The organism is Asanoa sp. WMMD1127, from assembly GCF_029626225.1.
Lineage (GTDB): Bacteria > Actinomycetota > Actinomycetes > Mycobacteriales > Micromonosporaceae > Asanoa.
The window spans coordinates 7775670-7792660 of sequence record NZ_JARUBP010000001.1 but is presented as its reverse complement, the minus strand read 5'-3'; the positions used below and the strand labels follow the sequence as shown (position 1 = coordinate 7792660).

Genomic DNA, 16991 nt, shown 5'->3' with positions numbered 1-16991 from the left:
GCGACCGCAATAAGCACATTCGGCTGAGTTAATTGATAGCCGACGATTGGCTCGAAAACCGCATCAGCCGCGGCGGGGAGGGAGTCGTGCGGTGACCGAAACACCGATTCCCGCGGTTCCCGTCGGCCGTCAACGCCAGCTCGACGTCCTCCGGGCCGCGGTCAGCGATCTGCGTGCCGGCCGGGGCGGCGCGGTGCTGGTCGAGGGTGAGCCCGGCATCGGCAAGACGTCTCTGGTCCGTGCGGCCACCGTCGACGCCCGTTCGGCCGGCATCCGGGTCATCTGGGGCGGATGCGACGAACTGAGTCAGGCATTTCCGCTACTTCCGTTGATGGAAGCGCTCGACGGCCAGGCCGGGGTGCCTCGCGAAGACCATGACCGGATCGCCGACCTGCTGCGGGCCGATCCCGGCATCGGCAACCGGATGGACGTCATTCCCGCCGCGGCCGAGCAGACCCTCGCGCTGATCGACAATCTCTGTGCCGCCGCCCCCACCATGCTGGTGGTCGACGACCTTCAGTGGGCCGACCCGGCCACCGTCCTGACGCTGGGCAGGCTGGTCCGCGCCGTCGAGCAACTGCCGCTCATGGTCGTCGGCCTCACCCGGACGGTGCCGCGGCGCGACGACGTCGTCGCCCTCCGCCGGGCGATCGAGCCTTCCGTCCTGCGAATGTCCAATCTGGAGGAAGCCGACGTCGCCGAGTTCGTCCAGCATCTGGTGGGTGGGTCGCCCGGTCCGCGGTTGCTGGAGCTGGCCGCCGGCGCCGGCGGGAACCCCCTCTACCTGACCGAGCTCGTCGACGTTCTGATCCGCGCCGAGACACTGATCCGCACGGGCGACGAGGTCGACGCCGTCGACGCCACGACACCACGCTCGCTGGCCGGCGCCATCGCCGACCGCCTCGAGTTCCTCTCGCCCGCCACCCGCGACGTGCTGCGGGTCGGCGCCCTGCTCGGCATCGAGTTCTCCGTGCGCGAGCTGTCCGTCGTCTCCACCCGCCGAGTGCCCGAGCTGATGCCGATCCTCGACGAGGCGATTCTCGCCGGCGTCCTGGTGGAGAACGGCACGGAGATCGCCTTCCGTCACCCGCTGATCCGCGACTGCCTTTACGACGGCATGCCGGTCGGAGTCCGCGCCGCCTGGCACCGCGACGCAGCGCGGGCGCTCGCCGACGACGGCGCCACCGCCGAGCGGGTCGCGCGCCAACTGCGTCCCGCCGTCGAAACCGACGTCCGCGGCGATGCCGTCGACGCCTGGGTGATCGGCTGGCTGGCCGACAACGCGCCGCAGCTGGTCGGGCAGGCGCCGAAGGTGGCGATCCCCATGCTGCGTTGGGCTCTGAGCGGCACCCGGCCCGGCGCCGCCACCCACGACGTGTTGGCCTGCCGCCTCGCCGACGCCCTCTATCGCGACGGCGCCGCGCGCGAGGCGGTCGAGGTGGCCACGGCCGCGCTGGTGCACGTCCGCCGACCCGACCTCCTGGTCGATCTGCACTGGACGATGACGCAGTGCCACGCGCTCTCCGGCAACAGCCAGGAATCGATCCAGTCGTTGCGCGAGGCCCTCGCCTCGCCCGGCATAGGCGGTCACCACCGCGCCCGCCTGCTGGTCCTCATCGCCCGCGCCCAACGTGACGTCGGCCGGATCGAGGACGCCGCACGGGTCGCGGCCGAGGCGCTCGACACCGCGACCGAGGTCGGCGACCGGTGGGGCATGGGCTGGGCGCTGTTCATCCAGACGATCCTGCACGGCATGCGGGGCGAGTCCCGGCAGGCGCTGCCGCTCTACGAACGCGCCCTGGCGGTCGCCGAGGGCGACCCGGCGCTGGCCGACCTGCGGCTCATCCTGCAGATCAACCAAGCGGTGGCGCTCGGCGTCCTGGACCGTTACGACGAGGCCATCCGGGTCGCTGAAAACGTCCGCCGCTCCGCCGACCGCGTCGGCAATGTGGTGCGCCTGGCGCAGGCCCAGAGCGCCCTCGGCGAGTTGCTGTTCGACGTCGGCAAGTGGGACGACGCCCTGGTCGAGATCGATCTGGCGCTGGCGGCGTGGAAGAACCCCATGGTGGGCTGCGCCCAGCACGGCTTGGCCGCGACGATCCAGCTGCACCGCAACGACCCCGACAGCGAACGCCACCTGGCCGCCGCCGACCAGTTCATCGAGCAGCTCGGCGGCCGGATCTTCCGCGGGTTCGCCATGGCCAAGAGCCTGCAGATGGAGCGCGCGGAAGACCCGCGGGCAGCCCTCGAGGTGTTGATGGGCGGCGTCACCGAGGACCACAACGAAGAGGAGACGGTCGAGCTGCTGGCCGACGCGGTCCGGCTGGCCATCCTCATCGGTGACAAGACCACCGCGCACTCGGTCGTCCGCCGAGCGGTCGCCCTGGGCGAAGACTCCCTGGCCCCACACCGGCGCGCGGTCATGCTGCACTGTCAGAGCCTGGTGACCAACGACCCGGCCGGCCTCCTCGAGGCCGCGAACGGCTACCGCGCCGCCGGCCGCCCGCTGCCACGCGCGCAGGCCCTCGAAGCGGCCGCGCTGGCCCTGGCCGAACGCGGCGAGATGGCCGAGGCGCGCAACCTCTTCACGGACGCCTACACCCTCTACGCCAAGCTCGGCGCCGAATGGGACCTGGCCCGCACCCAGGCGACCTTCCGTTCCTACGGCATCCGCCGCGGCCCGCGCGTCCGCCACCGCCAGGCTCGACGCGGCTGGGAAGCCCTCACTCCGACCGAGGTCCGGGTAGCCGGCATGGTCGCCCAGGGCATGTCCAACCCGCAGATCGCGACGCAGCTCTACCTGTCGCGGCGCACGGTGCAGACGCACGTCTCGCACATCCTCGCCAAGCTCGAGCTGCAGTCGCGCATCGACATCGCCCGCGAGGCCAGCCAGCGCGAGCTCAACCACGTCGTCAGCTGAGCCCGGTCCGTCGGCTCCGTCCGCGGGCGCGCCCGCCTCGCCGTCGCCGGTCCTGACGAGACCGCCCGTCCGCCCTGCTGACCGCCCTGCGCTGCCAGCCGGATGATCTACTGGGCGGGTGCCTGACCTTCGAGATCTCGTCATCCGCTGGCTGCGGGGCTGGAGAGTGGCCCGCGCGCTGCCCGCCGCGGAAGAGGTAGACGGCGGGTTGCGGGTGCGGTGCATGCAGCCCGGCCGCGACGTGGAGTACGTCGCGCTCGATCCGGCCTTGCTCCCGCGGCTGGCGGACCTCGTCGTGGGCGAGGACGCGGTCACCTGGCTGACGGTGGCGACCACCGACCCGGCCGCGGTGGTCGCGGCGGTGGAAGCGGCCGGTCTGGTCGTGCTCAAGAGCTCGGAGCAGCTGATGACGGCCGACCTGGACGGGCGTCCGCCGTCCGTGCCGGCGCCTTACCGACTCGCGGTCGACGTCGACGACCGGGTGGTCACGGCGACGGTCCGGGACGAGTCGGGGCAGGTCGCCGCGCGCGGGACGATGGGACTGGCCGGCAGGGACGCGATCGCGGACCGGATCGAGACCGCCCCGGCGCATCGCCGCAAGGGGCTGGCCAGCGTGGTCATGGGCGCACTGGCCGCTTCGGCGGTGGAGCAGGGCGCCGACCGTGGCGTCCTCATAGCGAGCGAAGAAGGCCAGTGGTTGTATGCGAGCCTCGGGTGGCAACCGGTGGCGCAGGTCGTGATCGCGACGACGCCGGGGAACACGTACCCGTCCTGAGCCGCTCATGGAGACGCCACACCGGGTGGAGGCGGCCCGATGTGGCGTCAGTTCCATGTCCGTGGAGTTGGTGCGGCTCTTACAGCGGCGGCGCACCCCGCTGCCCCGGAATGCCCGGGCGGCCGGGTCGGCAGGTGCAGATCCAGCCACCGAAGCGGCGGCGGGTGCGGTAGGCGCCCAGGCGGGGTGGGCTGGCCCCGCAGCCACAGCGTCGGCACGCGCGACCCGCTGTGGTGGAGCGGCGCCGGCCGAGCCATCGCCCGACCGGCACCGATCCGTACCCGCGACCCAGAGTCAGCCGGCGCGGCATGACCTGGTGACCCGCGCCTCGGGGGTCGGCTTGGAGGCGCCTCGCTGTCGCGGGATGTAGGCGCGCGGCAGGTCGATCTGGTCGACCTCGTCGCGACCGCCCATGGTGAGCAGGTGGCGGCCCAGGTGGGCGCGGAGGCTCGCCTCCCAGACGCTCTGCTCGATGTGTGGTGGGGCGACCCATCGATGCGAATGATCGCTGTAGTGCAGATGTTCGTCACCACGACCAAGGATGCTCAAGGTAAGACACCTTCTCCGCCGTTTCCGGCGCCGGCGGTCCCAGCGCTCACCAAAGAGCTTCGTCGGAGCGGGTGGCGGAGATAACGGCCAGCGCACGGACATTGACGCACCCGCTCACCACCCGAGATGGCGTACGTATGCAATTGGCCTTCCATACATGCGCCACCTGGCGGATGTCCGGGTGGCTTTTCGGCGGCAGGCTCATCTCAACCGAGGTGGAAGTCCTCGCCGGCGTACCGCCAAGGGGCTGCGGTGGTGGGAGACACAGGGGACGTGACCGACCCCCCGACGGTCACGCCCCCTGCTCGGGACAGTGGCCATCGGCGCAGACCCACCCCCACCAAGATCCGCACGGCAGTGCAGGATGGAGGAGGACAGGGTGAGGGGAGCGCATGGCAGGCCGGATCCGCGAGGAGGACATCGCGCTGGTTCGCGAGCGGACCGCGATCGCCGACGTCATCTCGGAGCACGTGACGCTCAAGAGCGCGGGTGGCGGCAACCTCAAAGGCCTGTGCCCGTTCCATGACGAGAAGACCCCTTCGTTCACCGTCGCTCCGGGCCGCAACGTTTTCTTCTGCCACGGCTGCGGCAAGGGCGGCGACGCGATCTCCTTCCTGATGGACGTCGACCACCTCACGTTCGTCGAGTCGGTCGAGCGGTTGGCCGCGCGCGCCGGCATCCAGCTGCGCTACGTCGAGGGCGGTCCCGCCCCGATGCGCGCCCAGCAGCAGGGGCAGAAGCAGCGGCTGGTCGCCGCGCACGCCGCCGCCGCCGAGTTCTACGCCGGGCAGCTGGCCAGCCCGGGCGCCCGGTTGGCCCGCGAGTTCCTGGCCCAACGCGGCTTCAACCGCGCCGCCGCGCAGGACTTCGGCTGCGGTTTCGCCCCCGAGGGCTGGGACCCGCTGACCCGCCACCTGCGCCAGAAGGGCTTCACCGCCCCCGAGCTGATCACCGCCGGCCTGGCCCGCGAGGCCCGCTCCGGCTCGCTGATCGACCGCTTCCGGCGCCGGCTGGTCTGGCCGATCCGGGAGCTGTCCGGCGACATCATCGGCTTCGGCGCGCGCAAGCTGTTCGACGACGACGACGGCCCGAAATACCTCAACACCCCCGAAACGCCGCTCTACAAGAAGTCCCACGTCCTCTACGGCATCGAGCACGCCAAGCGGGAGATCGCCAGGCAGGGGCGCGCGGTGATCGTCGAGGGCTACACCGACGTGATGGCCTGCCACCTCGCCGGCGTCAAGACCGCGGTCGCCACCTGCGGCACCGCGTTCGGCGGCGACCACATCAGCGTGCTGCGCCGGCTGCTGATGGACACCGACGCCTTCGCCGGGGAGATCATCTTCACCTTCGACGGCGACGCCGCGGGGCAGAAGGCGGCCCTGCGGGCGTTCGACGAGGACCAGCGCTTCGTCGGGCGCACGTTCATCGCCGTCAGCCCCGACAACATGGACCCGTGCGAGCTGCGCCTGGCCAAGGGCGACCTCGCCGTCCGTGACCTGGTCGCGCGGCGGGAGCCGATGGTCGACTTCGCCCTACGGCAGATCCTCCAGAAATACGACCTCGACACCGTCGACGGCCGGGTCGAGGCGATGCGCCGGGCGGCGCCGCTGGTCGCCAAGATCAAGGACCGCGAGAAGCGCCCGGAGTACGTGCGGAAGCTCGCCGGCGACCTCGGCATGGAGATCGAGCCGGTGCAGCGGGCCGTGGCCAGCGCCGGCGCTCCGGCCGCCACCGCGACCGCCGCCGCCAACGACGCGGCCGTGCGCGCCGACACCCCGCAGGCCCGGGTCGAGCGCGAGGCGCTGAAGCTGGCGATCCAGGTGCCGGTGCTGGCCGGGCCGATGTTCGACGCGATCGGCGAAGAGGCCTACTCGACGGTGGAGCTGCGCACCGTGCGGGCCGCGATCGCCGAGGCCGGCGGCGCGGTCAGCGGCACGAGCGGCGTGGTCTGGATCGAGCGGGTCCGCGACGCCTGCGGTGACCTGACCGGCAAGGCGCTGATCGGCGAGCTCGCCGTCGAGCCGATGCTGCGCGACACCGACCCGGACCCGCACTACGTCTCCGTGCTGCTGGCCCGGCTGCAGTGGGGCGCCACCGACGCCCGGATCCGCGAGCTCAAGTCCAAGGTGCAGCGGATCAACCCGGTGACCAGCAAGGACCAATATCTCGCGCTGGCCGGCGAGCTGTTCTCCCTCGAGCAGCACGCCCGGGCCCTGCGCGAACAGGCGGCGGGTGGGCTATGAGCATGTGGGACCTGTTCCGGCGGCGGATCAAGTTGCCGGCCGACGCCGGGGTCGCGCTCGACTCCGACGAGCGGGTGATCGCCTGGTCGCGTACGCAGGCCGGCCCCTATGTGGTGGCCACCGACCGCGGCCTGCGGCTGCCGGGTCGCGACCGGCTCGACTGGCACCGCATCCACAAGGCCGTCTGGTCCGGGCGCCAGCTGACGGTGACGCCGGCCGAGGTCGTCGAGGAGCGCGACGACTACGAGGTGCTGGCCGACGCCGCGCCCGAGTCGGTGCTGCTGATCGAACCGCGCGAGGTGCCCGAGCAGGTGCGGGCGCGGGTGACCGGATCGGTGTCCTACACGTCGCACCATCCGGTCGACGGCGGCGGCGTACGCGTGGTCGGGCGCAAGGTTCGCGGTCGCGACGGGCTGGCCTGGTCGGTGCGCTACGACCCCGGCACCGAGACGTCCACTCCGGAGGTCGTCGAGGCCACCGGCGCGCTCGTCTCGGAAGCCCGGGCGGCGACGACACCCCGCGACCTCTGACCGATTCTCATCAGCGGCGGCGGTAAATCCGCTGTCGTCTTGTCGTACCCCGTGGCTAAGTTCCGCATGTGACTGACGGCAGGCCTCTCATCGAGGCGACGGGGCTGGTCAAGCGGTTCGGTGGGTTCACCGCGGTCGACGGCATCGACCTCGCCGTGCGGGCGGGCGAGGCGTTCGGCTTCCTCGGTCCCAACGGCGCGGGCAAGAGCTCGACCATGCGCATGATCGGCTGCGTGTCCCCGGTGACGTCGGGCGAGCTGCGCATCCTCGGCATGGACCCGGCGCGCGACGGTCCGGCGATCCGCGGCCGGCTCGGCGTCTGCCCGCAGACCGACAACCTCGACCCCGAGCTGACCGTCGCGGAAAACCTCACGACCTACGCGCGGTTCTTCGGCATCCCGCGCAAGGTGGCCCGCGCCCGGGCCGCCGAACTGCTCGACTTCGTGCAGCTGGGCGAGCGGGCGGGCAGCAAGGTCGAGCCGCTGTCCGGCGGCATGAAACGGCGGCTGACCATCGCCCGCGCCCTGATCAACGAGCCCGAGGTGGTGCTGCTCGACGAGCCGACCACCGGCCTCGACCCGCAGGCCCGCCACCTCGTCTGGGAGCGGTTGTTCCGGCTCAAACAGCGGGGCGTGACGCTGGTGCTGACGACGCACTACATGGACGAGGCCGAGCAGCTGTGCGATCGCCTCGTGGTGATGGACGGTGGCCGGATCGTCGCCGAGGGCTCGCCGCGCGCCCTGATCGACCAGCACTCCACGCGCGAGGTCGTCGAGCTGCGCTTCGCCGCCGAGTCGCAGGAGGCGTTCGTCGACAAGCTGGCCGGCATCGGCGAGCGGGTCGAGCCGCTGCCCGACCGCGTCCTGCTCTACGTCGACGACGGCGACGCGGCCGTGGCCACCGTCCACGAGCGCGCGCTGCAACCGGCCAGCGTGCTGGTCCGGCGCAGCACCCTCGAAGACGTCTTCCTCCAGTTGACCGGCCGGACGTTGGTGGACTGATGACCCCCACCTTGGCCGTTTTCGAATACCACCTGGTCGGCTACCGGCGCACCTGGCGCGGCTCGGCGCTGGGCTCGTTCCTCCTGCCGTTGCTGACGATGCTCGGCTTCGGCGTGGGCGTCGGCGCCTACGTCGACGGCGGCGTCGGTGGGGTGTCCTACCTGGACTACGTCGTGCCGGGCCTGATCGCGTCGACCGCGCTGCAGGTGGGGGTGGGCGAGGCGACCTGGCCGGTGCTCGGCAACTTCGAGTGGTACAAGATCTATTTTGGCCAGGCGGCGGCCCCACTCCGGGTCCGCGACGTGCTGGGCGGCCACCTGGCCTTCGTGGTGTTCCGCGCCTTCCTCGCGGCGGCTGCCTTCCTGCTGGTGGCGGCACTGTTCGGCACCCTGCACTCGCCGTGGGCGCTCGCCACCCTGCCGGTCGTGCTGCTGCTTGGCTGCGCGGTGGCGGCGCCGACCTTCGGCTACAGCGCGAGCATCAGCTCCGACAGCTATCTGGCCCTGCTGTTCCGCTTCGCGGTGCTGCCGATGTCGCTGTTCGCCGGCGTCTTCTTCCCGGTCGAGACGATGCCGGCACTGCTGCGCTGGATCGCCTACGCGACTCCGCTCTGGCACGCGGTCGACCTGTGCCGGGCGGCGACACTGGGTGTCGCGCCGGACTGGTCGGCGTCGGGCCACGTTGCCTACCTGGCCCTCTGGGCCGCCGGCGGCTGGTGGCTGGCCCACTCCCGCTTCCGCAAGCGCCTGGTCTTCTAGAGGGAGTGGGTGTCGTGGTAGCGCTCGTCCTGCCCAGGTTGGTCGGCTTCGAGGGGCCGGTGCGGCGGTCGGCCGCCGTGGCCGGGCGCAACGCCGACGCGCTGCGGTCCGCGTACTGGCTGGTGATGATCTCCGGGTTCGCCGAGCCGGTCATCTACCTGCTGTCGATCGGCGTCGGTGTGGGCAGCCTGGTCGGCGACCTCACCCTGCCGAGCGGTCGGGTCGTCGACTACGCGGCGTTCGTCGCGCCGGCGATGCTCGCGTCGGCCGCGATGACCGGCGCGCTCGCCGAAACGACCTTCAACTTCTTCGGGAAGATGAAATACATGCGGCTCTACGAGGGGATGCTCGCCACCCCCCGTGCGGCCGTTCGAGATCGCGTTGGGGGAGTTGGCCTGGGCGATGGTCCGGGGCTCCCTTTACTCGGCCGCGTTCCTGGTCGTGATGGTCGCCCTGGATCTCACCTCGGTCGGGCGGGCGCTGCTCGCGTTCCCGGCCGCCGTGCTGGTCGGCTTCGCGTTCGGCGCGCTGGGGATGGCCCTCGCGACCTTCATGCGGAGCTGGCAGGATTTCGACCTGATGGCGTCCGTCCAGTTTGCCCTGTTTCTGTTCTCCGGCACGTTCGTGCCCGCGGAGAGCTACCACCCGGCGTTGCGGTGGCTGGTCGAGGTGACCCCGCTCTACCGGGCGGTCGACCTGATCCGGGGGATATCGATCGGCACCGAAGAGCTGATAGGCGGACTGATCGACGTCGGTTATCTTCTGCTCGTCACCGTGATCGGCCTGGTCATCGCCGGCCGGCGGATGACGACGCTCCTCTGTAAGTAACGCATCACCGCACGTCAGGGCGTTTTGCCGGGACGAAACCGGCATCTCCAGCGCAGAGCCGCGAAGATTCACTGCTGACGTCGACAGCTTTTGTTGCTACGAGCAAAAGTTATCGCCAGGAGATCTGAAGCTCTTTACACCTACAGCGGAAGCTCATACTGTGTCGTGCACAACACCCGGACGTTGCGCCGGTGTGAACGGGTCGACCGAAGGATGGGTGCCGTGCGGGCTGTTGAGCCTCTGCACCTGCGGCTGCTGCGGCTGCTGCGAGACAACGGCGCGGTCTCCCGCGCCGAGCTCGCCGACCGCCTGGAGATGCCGCGGCCCCGGCTGCTCGCGGAGCTCGAACGCCTCGTCTCGCTGGGCTACGTCGCCGAGGCCGGCCTCGCCGCCTCCCGTGGCGGCCGGCGCTCGACCCTGGTGGAGCTCAATCCCAAGCTCCGGTTCGCGGCCGTCGACCTGGGCGCCAGCTCGATCGACGTCGAGGTGGTCAACGGCCGGCTCGAGCCCGTCGCGGCCTACGCGGAACCCGCCGACATCCGCAGCGGACCCAAGGGCACCCTGCTGCGGGTCAACGAGCTGCTGCACAAGGCCAAAGTGGACGGCCACTACGAGCGCCTCGACTCCGTGGGGATCGGCGTGCCGGGGCCGGTCAGCTTCCGCGACGGCGTGCCGGTGTCGCCGCCGATCATGCCGGGCTGGGACCGTTTCCCGGTCCGCGAGCTGCTGACCCGCGAGCACGGCTGCCCCGCCGTGGTCGACAACGACGTCAACATCATGGCCATCGGCGAACGCCACGGCGGTGTCGCCCACTCCGTCGACGACTTCCTGTTCGTCAAGATCGGCACGGGCATCGGCTGCGGCATCTACCTCAGCGGCGAGGTCTACCGGGGCACCGACGGGTGCGCCGGCGACATCGGCCACATCCAGGTCGACTCGCACGGTCCGATGTGCTCCTGCGGCAACGTCGGCTGCCTGGAGGCGCTGTTCAGCGGCGCCGCGATCGCCAAGGACGCGACGGCCGCCGCCCGGGCCGGCGGCTCGCCGGCGCTGGCCGAGCGCCTCGCCGCCAACGGCCAGGTCACCGCGCTCGACGTCGCCGAAGGCGCGATCGAGGGCGACGTGGTCTGCATCCGCCTGATCCGCGACGGCGGCCGCCGCGTCGGCGGCGTCCTCGCCGGCCTCGTCAGCTTCGCCAACCCCTCGATGATCGTGATCGGCGGCGGTCTGGCGCAGCTCGGCCACATCCTGCTGGCCGAGATCCGCAGCGTCGTCTACCGGCGCTCGCTCCCGCTCGCCACCGGCAACCTGCCGGTGGTCCTGTCCGAACTCGGCAGCCGCGCAGGCGTGACCGGCGCGGCGGTGCTGGCCAGTGACATGGCCTTCATGGAGGCGTCATGACCGAGAGCACCGCGACCGGCACGCCATCCGGCGCCGCCGGAGACAAGAAACCAACCCCCAACGGCACCGCACCCACGACGGCTGACGGCGCCGAACCGAATATCCCGACCACGACCACGGACCCCGCCACGGCGGAGTCGCAAGTGGACGAAACTGCCTCGGCGTCCGCCGACGGCGCGTCGAGCACTGACGCCGCCAAGGCCGGCACCGCTTCGGCATCTGCCGACGAGGCCGCGGCGAGCGCGAAACCGGCCGCGAAGGCCGGCACTGCCTCGGCATCTGCCGACGAGGCCGCGGCGAGCGTGAAACCGGCCGCGAAGGCCGGCAGCCCGACGTCGAGCGGCAACGTCGCCGCAGCGGGCGGCGCCGACCCGGTGCCGGCCGACGCCACCGCGGTCGCCGCGGCCGACGACGGCACCCAGGCCACCTCGGTCCGGATCCCGAAGGCGCGCCACGCCGCCCCGGAGGAGACGGTCGACACGGCCGACGCCCCCAAGGCCGACAAGCCCGAGGACACCCCGGTCGACGACGACCGCGCGGCCGCCGGCCCAGGCGGGACGGAGCCGATCGCCGAGGGCGGCGACGGCGCCGAGCGCCCCGTCGTCCTCCGCCTGACCGACGTCGTCAAGACCTTCCCCGGCGTCCGGGCCCTCGACGGCGTGCAGCTCGAGGTCCGGGCCGGCGAGGTGCACTGCCTCCTCGGCCAGAACGGCGCCGGCAAGTCGACGCTGATCAAGGTGCTCTCGGGCGCACACCAGCCCGACTCCGGCACCGTCGAGTGGCTCGGGGAGCAGGTCCGGTTCGCCAACCCGCAGGCCGCCAACAAGGCCGGCATCGCGACGATCTACCAGGAGCTCGACCTCGTCGACGACCTGTCGATCGCCGAGAACGCGTTCCTCGGCCACGAGCCGCGGGTCGCCGGGTTCGTGCGTCGCGGCACCATCAACAAGCGCACCCGGGAGATCCTCGCCCGGCTGGGCCACGGTGAGATCTCGCCGACCCGCATGGTGCGTACGCTGCCCGCCGCCGGCAAGCAGGTGGTCAGCATGGCCCGCGCGCTCTCGCACGACGCCAAGCTGATCATCATGGACGAGCCGAGCGCCGTGCTCGCCCACGACGAGGTGGAGAACCTGTTCCGGATCATCCGGGACCTGACCTCTAACGGCATCGCCGTCATCTACATCTCGCACCGGCTCGAGGAGATCCGCGAGATCGGCGACCGGGTGACCGTCCTCAAGGACGGCCGGACCACGGCGGCCAACCTGCCGGCCCGCACGACGCCGACCCGTGAGCTCGTCAGCCGGATGACCGGACGCACCATCGAGTACGTCTTCCCCGAGCGCGCCGACAAGCCCGACGTGGGCGAGGAGCTGCTCCGGGTCGAAGGGCTCGGCCGGCAGGGCGAGTTCACCGACGTCTCGCTGACGGTCAACAAGGGCGAGATCGTCGGCATCGCTGGCCTGGTCGGCTCCGGCCGGTCCGAGCTGCTGGAGACCATCTTCGGCGCGCGCCAGGCGGAGACGGGCAAGATCTTCGTCAAGGGCAAGGCGCTGCGGCCGGGTGCGGTGGGCGCCGCCGTACGCGCCGGCATGGGCATGGCCCCCGAGGAGCGAAAGGCACAGGCCCTGCTGCTCGGCGAGCCGATCTACCGCAACATGACGCTCTCGACGTTCAGCCGGATCGCGAAGTTCGGCTTCACCGACGCGGGCAAGGAACGGGCGGAGGCCATGAAGGTCGCCGAGCGCCTCGAGCTGCGCCCCCGCGACGTCAAACGGCCGGTGCGCACGCTCTCCGGCGGCAACCAGCAGAAGGTGGTGGTCGGGCGCTGGCTGCTCGGCGACACCGACCTGCTCCTGCTCGACGAACCCACCCGCGGCGTCGACGTCGGCGCCCGGGCCGAGCTCTACCAGGTGATTCACGCGCTCGCGGCGCAAGGCGTCGGGGTGCTGCTGGTTTCCAGCGAAGTTCCTGAGGTCCTCGGTCTGTCCGACCGGGTGGTGGTCATGCGCGAAGGCCGGGTCGTCCGCCAGGCGCGCGCCGGGGAACTCGACGAAAACACGGTGCTCGACCTCGTCATGGCGGGGTCCTTGATGGAAGGTGCGCCCGCATGACCGTCCTGATCAGCGGAGCGAGCGGAGTCCAGACATGACCGGGCTGCCCGCGCAGGCCGCGCCGGCCGTCAAGGAGGCGATCGGCGCCGGCGGTCCGGGCCAGGAGCCGACGGGTCCGAGCGGCAACGGCTGGTGGAACAGCGACGCCGGCGAGTCGACCCGACGCAACCTCGGGCTCATCGCCGTGCTGGCCGGTCTCATCGTGATCGGCATCATCACCCGGCCCGACCTATACGGCCTCGAAGGCTGGTGGATCGACAACGTCTGGTCGATCCTCAAGCTCGGCTCGACGGTCGGCGTCGTCGCGGTCGGCATGACCTTCGTGATCATCGGCGGCGGCATCGACCTCTCGGTCGGCGCGATCATCGCGCTGGCCGGCGTCTGGTGCACGACGGTGGCGACGCAGGAGTTCGGCGCCGGCGGCATGATCTTCACGGCCCTGGCGGTGGGCCTCGGCGTCGGTCTGGTCAACGGCCTACTGATCTCGTACGGGCGGCTGGTGCCCTTCATCGCGACACTCGCGATGCTGGTGGCCGCCCGCGGTCTGGCCGCCCAGATGTCGGAGAAGAAGACGCAGCAGTCCGGCAACCAGACCATCAACGCCATCGCGGCCGACAGCTTCCTGGGCGTGCCGATCCTGGTCTACATCCTCGCCGCGGTCGTGATCGCCGGTTGGATCCTGCTCAACCGCACCACGTTCGGCCGGCGCACCGTCGCGATCGGCGGCAACGTGGAGGCCGCCCGCCTGGCCGGCATCAACGTCCGGCTGCACACCATGATGCTGTACGCCCTGGCGGGTCTGTGCTGCGGCATCGGCGCCATCATGCTGACCTCGATCAGCACCTCGGCGCAGGCCGCCATGGCCACCAACTACGAGCTCGACGCGATCGCCGCCGTCATCATCGGCGGCACGCTCCTGAGCGGCGGCCGGGGCACCATCGTCGGCTCACTGCTCGGCGTCATCATCTTCGCCACGATCACCAACCTGTTCGCCCTCAACGGCCTGTCCACCGAGGCGCAGAACATGGTCAAGGGCGGCATCATCGTCGCCGCGGTGCTGATCCAGCAGTTCCGGTTCAAGTCCGTTACGCAGTTCCTCAAACGAAACAAGGTCACCGCAGCCAGCTGACCCGCGCACCACCATCCACGGTGTCCGTCGCAACGGGACGGTCGCCGGGGCGCACACACCCTGATACCCCCGCAAGTTGAGATTCCAGGAGGTCGTCAATGACCCAGCACGACCCGGTCCGCCGGCGGTTCCTGCTCGGCGGCGCCGCGCTCGGCGCCGGTGCTCTCCTCGCCGCCTGCACCAGCAACGACAGCGGCGACGACAACAACAACGCGCAGACCCAGGGCAACAACAACGCCTCGCCGAACGCCAACTCGGCACCCGGCAAGAAGGTCACGATCGGCTTCTCGGCCCCCGCGGCCGACCACGGCTGGATCGCGGCCATCACCACCAACGCCAAGGCGCAGGCCGCCGAATACGCGGACGTCACGTTCAACTCGGTCGAGGCCGGCGCCGACGCGGCGGCTCAGCGGTCGGCCCTCTCGACGCTGATCTCGCAGAAGCCGGACGTCATCGTCCTGCTGCCGTACGACGGCAAGGAGCTCAACGCGTTCGGCCTCGAGGCGATGAAGGCCGGCATCCCGGTCGTCAACCTCGACCGTGCCTTCCCTGACGCGCTGGCCTACCGCCTGCAGATCAAGGGTGACAACTACGGCATGGGCGTCGCGGCGGGCAACTACATCGCCGAGCAGATGAAGTCCAAGGGTGTCAGCAACCCGATCATCGGCGAGATCGCCGGTCTCGACAACCTGGAGCTGACCCAGGAGCGCACCGCGGGCTTCAACGCCGCCCTGGCGGCCAACGGCCTCAAGGTGGCCAACCGGCGTGCCGCCGGCTTCACCGTCGACACCGGCCAGGCCGAGATGAGCCAGCTGCTGCAGGCGCTCCCGAAGATGGACGCCCTCTGGAACCACGACGACGACCAGGGCATCGGTGTCCTGGCCGCGGCCAACCAGGCCAACCGCAAAGAGTTCCTGATGGTCGGTGGCGCCGGCTCCAAGGCCGCCATCGAGGCGATCAAGGCGGACAACTCCGTGCTCAAGGCCACGGTGACCTACAGCCCGTCGATGGCGTCGTCGGCGATCTCGCTGGCTCGCCTCATCGGCCAGGGCAAGGGGATGTCCGACCTGGTCGAGCTCCAGGTGCCGAAGGAGATCATCCTGGCTTCGGAGACCATCACCAAGGAGAACGCGGACACCTACCTGCCGCTCGGGTTCGTTTAAGAGGGAGACCCACCTTGTCCACTGATTCACGTTTCCCGGAGGGCCGTGAGCTCCGGGTCGGCATGGTCGGCTACGCCTTCATGGGCGCCGCGCACTCCACCGCGTGGCGCACCGTGAACTCGGCGTTCGACCTGCCGGCACGGGCCCGGATGGCCCTGATCTGCGGCCGTGACGAGCAGAAGGTCGCTGCCGCGGCCCACAAGCTCGGCTGGGACGCATCCACGACCGACTGGCGCGAGCTCGTCGAACGCGACGACATCGACGTGGTCGACGTGTGCACACCGGGCGACAGCCACGCCGAGATCGCGATCGCGGCGCTGGCGGCGGGCAAGCACGTGCTGTGCGAGAAGCCGCTGGCGAACTCGGTCGACGAGGCCCGCGCGATGGTCGCCGCGGCGGCCAAGGCGCAGGCCGACGGCATCAGGTCGATGTGCGGGTTCAACTACCGCCGCGTCCCGGCGGTCGCGATGATGCGCCAGCTCATCGCGTCCGGCCGGATCGGTGTGATCCGTCACGTCCGCGCGGTCTATCTGCAGGACTGGATCGTCGACCCGCAGTTCCCCCTGGTCTGGCGGCTGCAGAAGGACAAGGCGGGCTCCGGCGCCCTCGGTGACATCGGGGCGCACATCATCGACCTGACCCAGTACGTCACCGGTCAGAAGATCACCGGGGTCAGCGCGCTGACCGAGACGTTCGTCAAGGAGCGCCCGTTGCCGAGCGAGTCCAGCGGCCTGGCCGCCTCGTCCGGTAACGGGGACGCTCCGGCCACCGGCCAGGTCACGGTCGACGACGCCGCGCTGTTCCTGGCGCGGCTCGACGGCGGGGCGATCGCCACCTACGAGGCGAGCCGCTTCGCGATCGGCCGCAAGAACGGGCTCCGGGTCGAGATCAACGGGTCGCTCGGCACGCTGGTGTTCGACCTCGAGCGCCTCAACGAGCTGGAGTTCTACGACTCCGCGGCGCCGGCCGCCGAGCAGGGTTTCAACCGGATCCTGATCACGGAGGCCGACCACCCCTACATGGCCGCCTGGTGGCCCCCGGGCCACATCATCGGCTACGAGCACTCCTTCACCCACGAGATGCGCGACTTCATCGAGGCCATCGCCACCGGCACCGACCCGGCGCCCTCGTTCGTCGACGCCCTCCAGGTCCAGCTCGTGCTGGACGCGGTGGCGCGGTCGGCCGAGCAGGGCACGGTCTGGACCGACGTCGAACCGGCGCTCGCCGAAGTCGCCGCCTGACCCCTCGGGTCGACCCGCGAGGGTCCCGCCGCGGTTGCGCCCCGCGGCGGGACGGGTCGTCCGGAGGAATCCGGTCGTCCGGTGCGACCGGACCGGGATCCCCGGTCGCACCGGACGCCGACACCACCACAACAGCCCACTCCACGGCCAACACAGCACCGACCTTGGCGAACGCCAGGGGGTCAGGCACCACCGCGTCACACCGTTCGCGCCCACGAGCCGGTGCCACACGGCGCCCGCCCACTGACCCCGGAGGGCACTATGAGCCGTCCGCCACACCCACCCCTCCTCCTGCCTGCCCCCGGCGCGGCCGACCGTCCATCCCGGCCGCCACACCAT

At 71.0% G+C, this 16991-nt stretch carries 12 protein-coding genes and 1 pseudogene; 12 read left to right on the top strand and 1 reads right to left on the bottom strand.

Annotated elements, in window-relative coordinates; all coding sequences use genetic code 11:
- Window positions 1-91: 91 nt before the first annotated feature.
- On the top strand, window positions 92-2920 hold the full coding sequence (locus O7635_RS37255) for an AAA family ATPase (RefSeq protein WP_278085180.1): 2829 nt from the start codon (window positions 92-94) through the stop codon (window positions 2918-2920).
- A gap of 118 nt (window positions 2921-3038) precedes the next feature.
- Window positions 3039-3695 (top strand): GNAT family N-acetyltransferase, encoded by a 657-nt coding sequence (locus tag O7635_RS37250; RefSeq protein ID WP_278085179.1) that lies wholly within the window; start codon window positions 3039-3041, stop codon window positions 3693-3695.
- Window positions 3696-3989: 294 nt separating this feature from the next.
- On the opposite strand, the gene O7635_RS37245 is transcribed toward O7635_RS37250, so the two are convergent.
- Window positions 3990-4244: a hypothetical protein gene (locus O7635_RS37245; protein ID WP_278085178.1), complete on the bottom strand. Its 255-nt coding sequence runs from the start codon at window positions 4242-4244 to the stop codon at window positions 3990-3992.
- 392 nt (window positions 4245-4636) lie between these two features.
- On the opposite strand from O7635_RS37245, the gene dnaG reads away from it, so the two are divergent.
- The 10 genes and pseudogenes from dnaG (at window position 4637) to O7635_RS37195 (ending at window position 16652) form a co-directional block, all read left to right on the top strand.
- Window positions 4637-6490 carry a DNA primase gene (gene dnaG, locus O7635_RS37240; protein ID WP_278085177.1) on the top strand — a complete coding sequence of 618 codons (1854 nt, stop codon included), beginning with the start codon at window positions 4637-4639 and terminating at the stop codon, window positions 6488-6490.
- 2 nt (window positions 6491-6492) lie between these two features.
- Window positions 6493-7020, top strand: a complete 528-nt coding sequence (locus tag O7635_RS37235) for a hypothetical protein (RefSeq protein WP_278085677.1) — start codon at window positions 6493-6495, stop codon at window positions 7018-7020.
- Window positions 7021-7088: 68 nt separating this feature from the next.
- The gene (locus O7635_RS37230) at window positions 7089-8021 is read left to right on the top strand and encodes an ABC transporter ATP-binding protein (protein ID WP_278085176.1); all 933 of its coding nucleotides are present in this window, start codon (window positions 7089-7091) and stop codon (window positions 8019-8021) included.
- A complete protein-coding gene (locus tag O7635_RS37225; RefSeq protein WP_278085175.1) occupies window positions 8021-8779 on the top strand; it encodes an ABC transporter permease in 759 nt (252 codons plus the stop codon). Before O7635_RS37230 ends, O7635_RS37225 begins: the two co-directional genes overlap by 1 nt.
- 14 nt (window positions 8780-8793) lie before the next feature.
- A pseudogene (locus tag O7635_RS37220) lies at window positions 8794-9607 on the top strand (ABC transporter permease).
- Window positions 9608-9820: 213 nt separating this feature from the next.
- On the top strand, window positions 9821-11008 hold the full coding sequence (locus O7635_RS37215) for an ROK family protein (protein ID WP_278085174.1): 1188 nt from the start codon (window positions 9821-9823) through the stop codon (window positions 11006-11008).
- Window positions 11009-11574: 566 nt separating this feature from the next.
- Window positions 11575-13119, top strand: a complete 1545-nt coding sequence (locus O7635_RS37210; RefSeq protein WP_278085676.1) for a sugar ABC transporter ATP-binding protein — start codon at window positions 11575-11577, stop codon at window positions 13117-13119.
- A gap of 34 nt (window positions 13120-13153) precedes the next feature.
- Window positions 13154-14248 (top strand): ABC transporter permease, encoded by a 1095-nt coding sequence (locus O7635_RS37205; RefSeq protein WP_278085173.1) that lies wholly within the window; start codon window positions 13154-13156, stop codon window positions 14246-14248.
- A 98-nt stretch (window positions 14249-14346) separates the two neighbouring features.
- Window positions 14347-15411, top strand: coding sequence for a substrate-binding domain-containing protein (locus O7635_RS37200; RefSeq protein ID WP_278085172.1), 1065 nt, complete (start codon window positions 14347-14349; stop codon window positions 15409-15411).
- 62 nt (window positions 15412-15473) lie between these two features.
- On the top strand, window positions 15474-16652 hold the full coding sequence (locus tag O7635_RS37195) for a Gfo/Idh/MocA family oxidoreductase (RefSeq protein WP_278085675.1): 1179 nt from the start codon (window positions 15474-15476) through the stop codon (window positions 16650-16652).
- Window positions 16653-16991: the final 339 nt, after the last annotated feature.

Excerpts from the sequence above, each read along its gene's own strand:
- O7635_RS37235 (WP_278085677.1), top strand. The coding sequence starts at position 6,493 with ATGTGGGACCTGTTCCGGCGGCGGATCAAGTTGCCGGCCGACGCCGGG.
- O7635_RS37225 (WP_278085175.1), top strand. The coding sequence starts at position 8,021 with ATGACCCCCACCTTGGCCGTTTTCGAATACCACCTGGTCGGCTACCGG.
- O7635_RS37205 (WP_278085173.1), top strand. The coding sequence starts at position 13,154 with ATGACCGGGCTGCCCGCGCAGGCCGCGCCGGCCGTCAAGGAGGCGATC.
- dnaG (WP_278085177.1), top strand. The coding sequence starts at position 4,637 with ATGGCAGGCCGGATCCGCGAGGAGGACATCGCGCTGGTTCGCGAGCGG.
- O7635_RS37200 (WP_278085172.1), top strand. The coding sequence starts at position 14,347 with ATGACCCAGCACGACCCGGTCCGCCGGCGGTTCCTGCTCGGCGGCGCC.
- O7635_RS37215 (WP_278085174.1), top strand. The coding sequence starts at position 9,821 with ATGGGTGCCGTGCGGGCTGTTGAGCCTCTGCACCTGCGGCTGCTGCGG.
- O7635_RS37195 (WP_278085675.1), top strand. The coding sequence starts at position 15,474 with ATGGTCGGCTACGCCTTCATGGGCGCCGCGCACTCCACCGCGTGGCGC.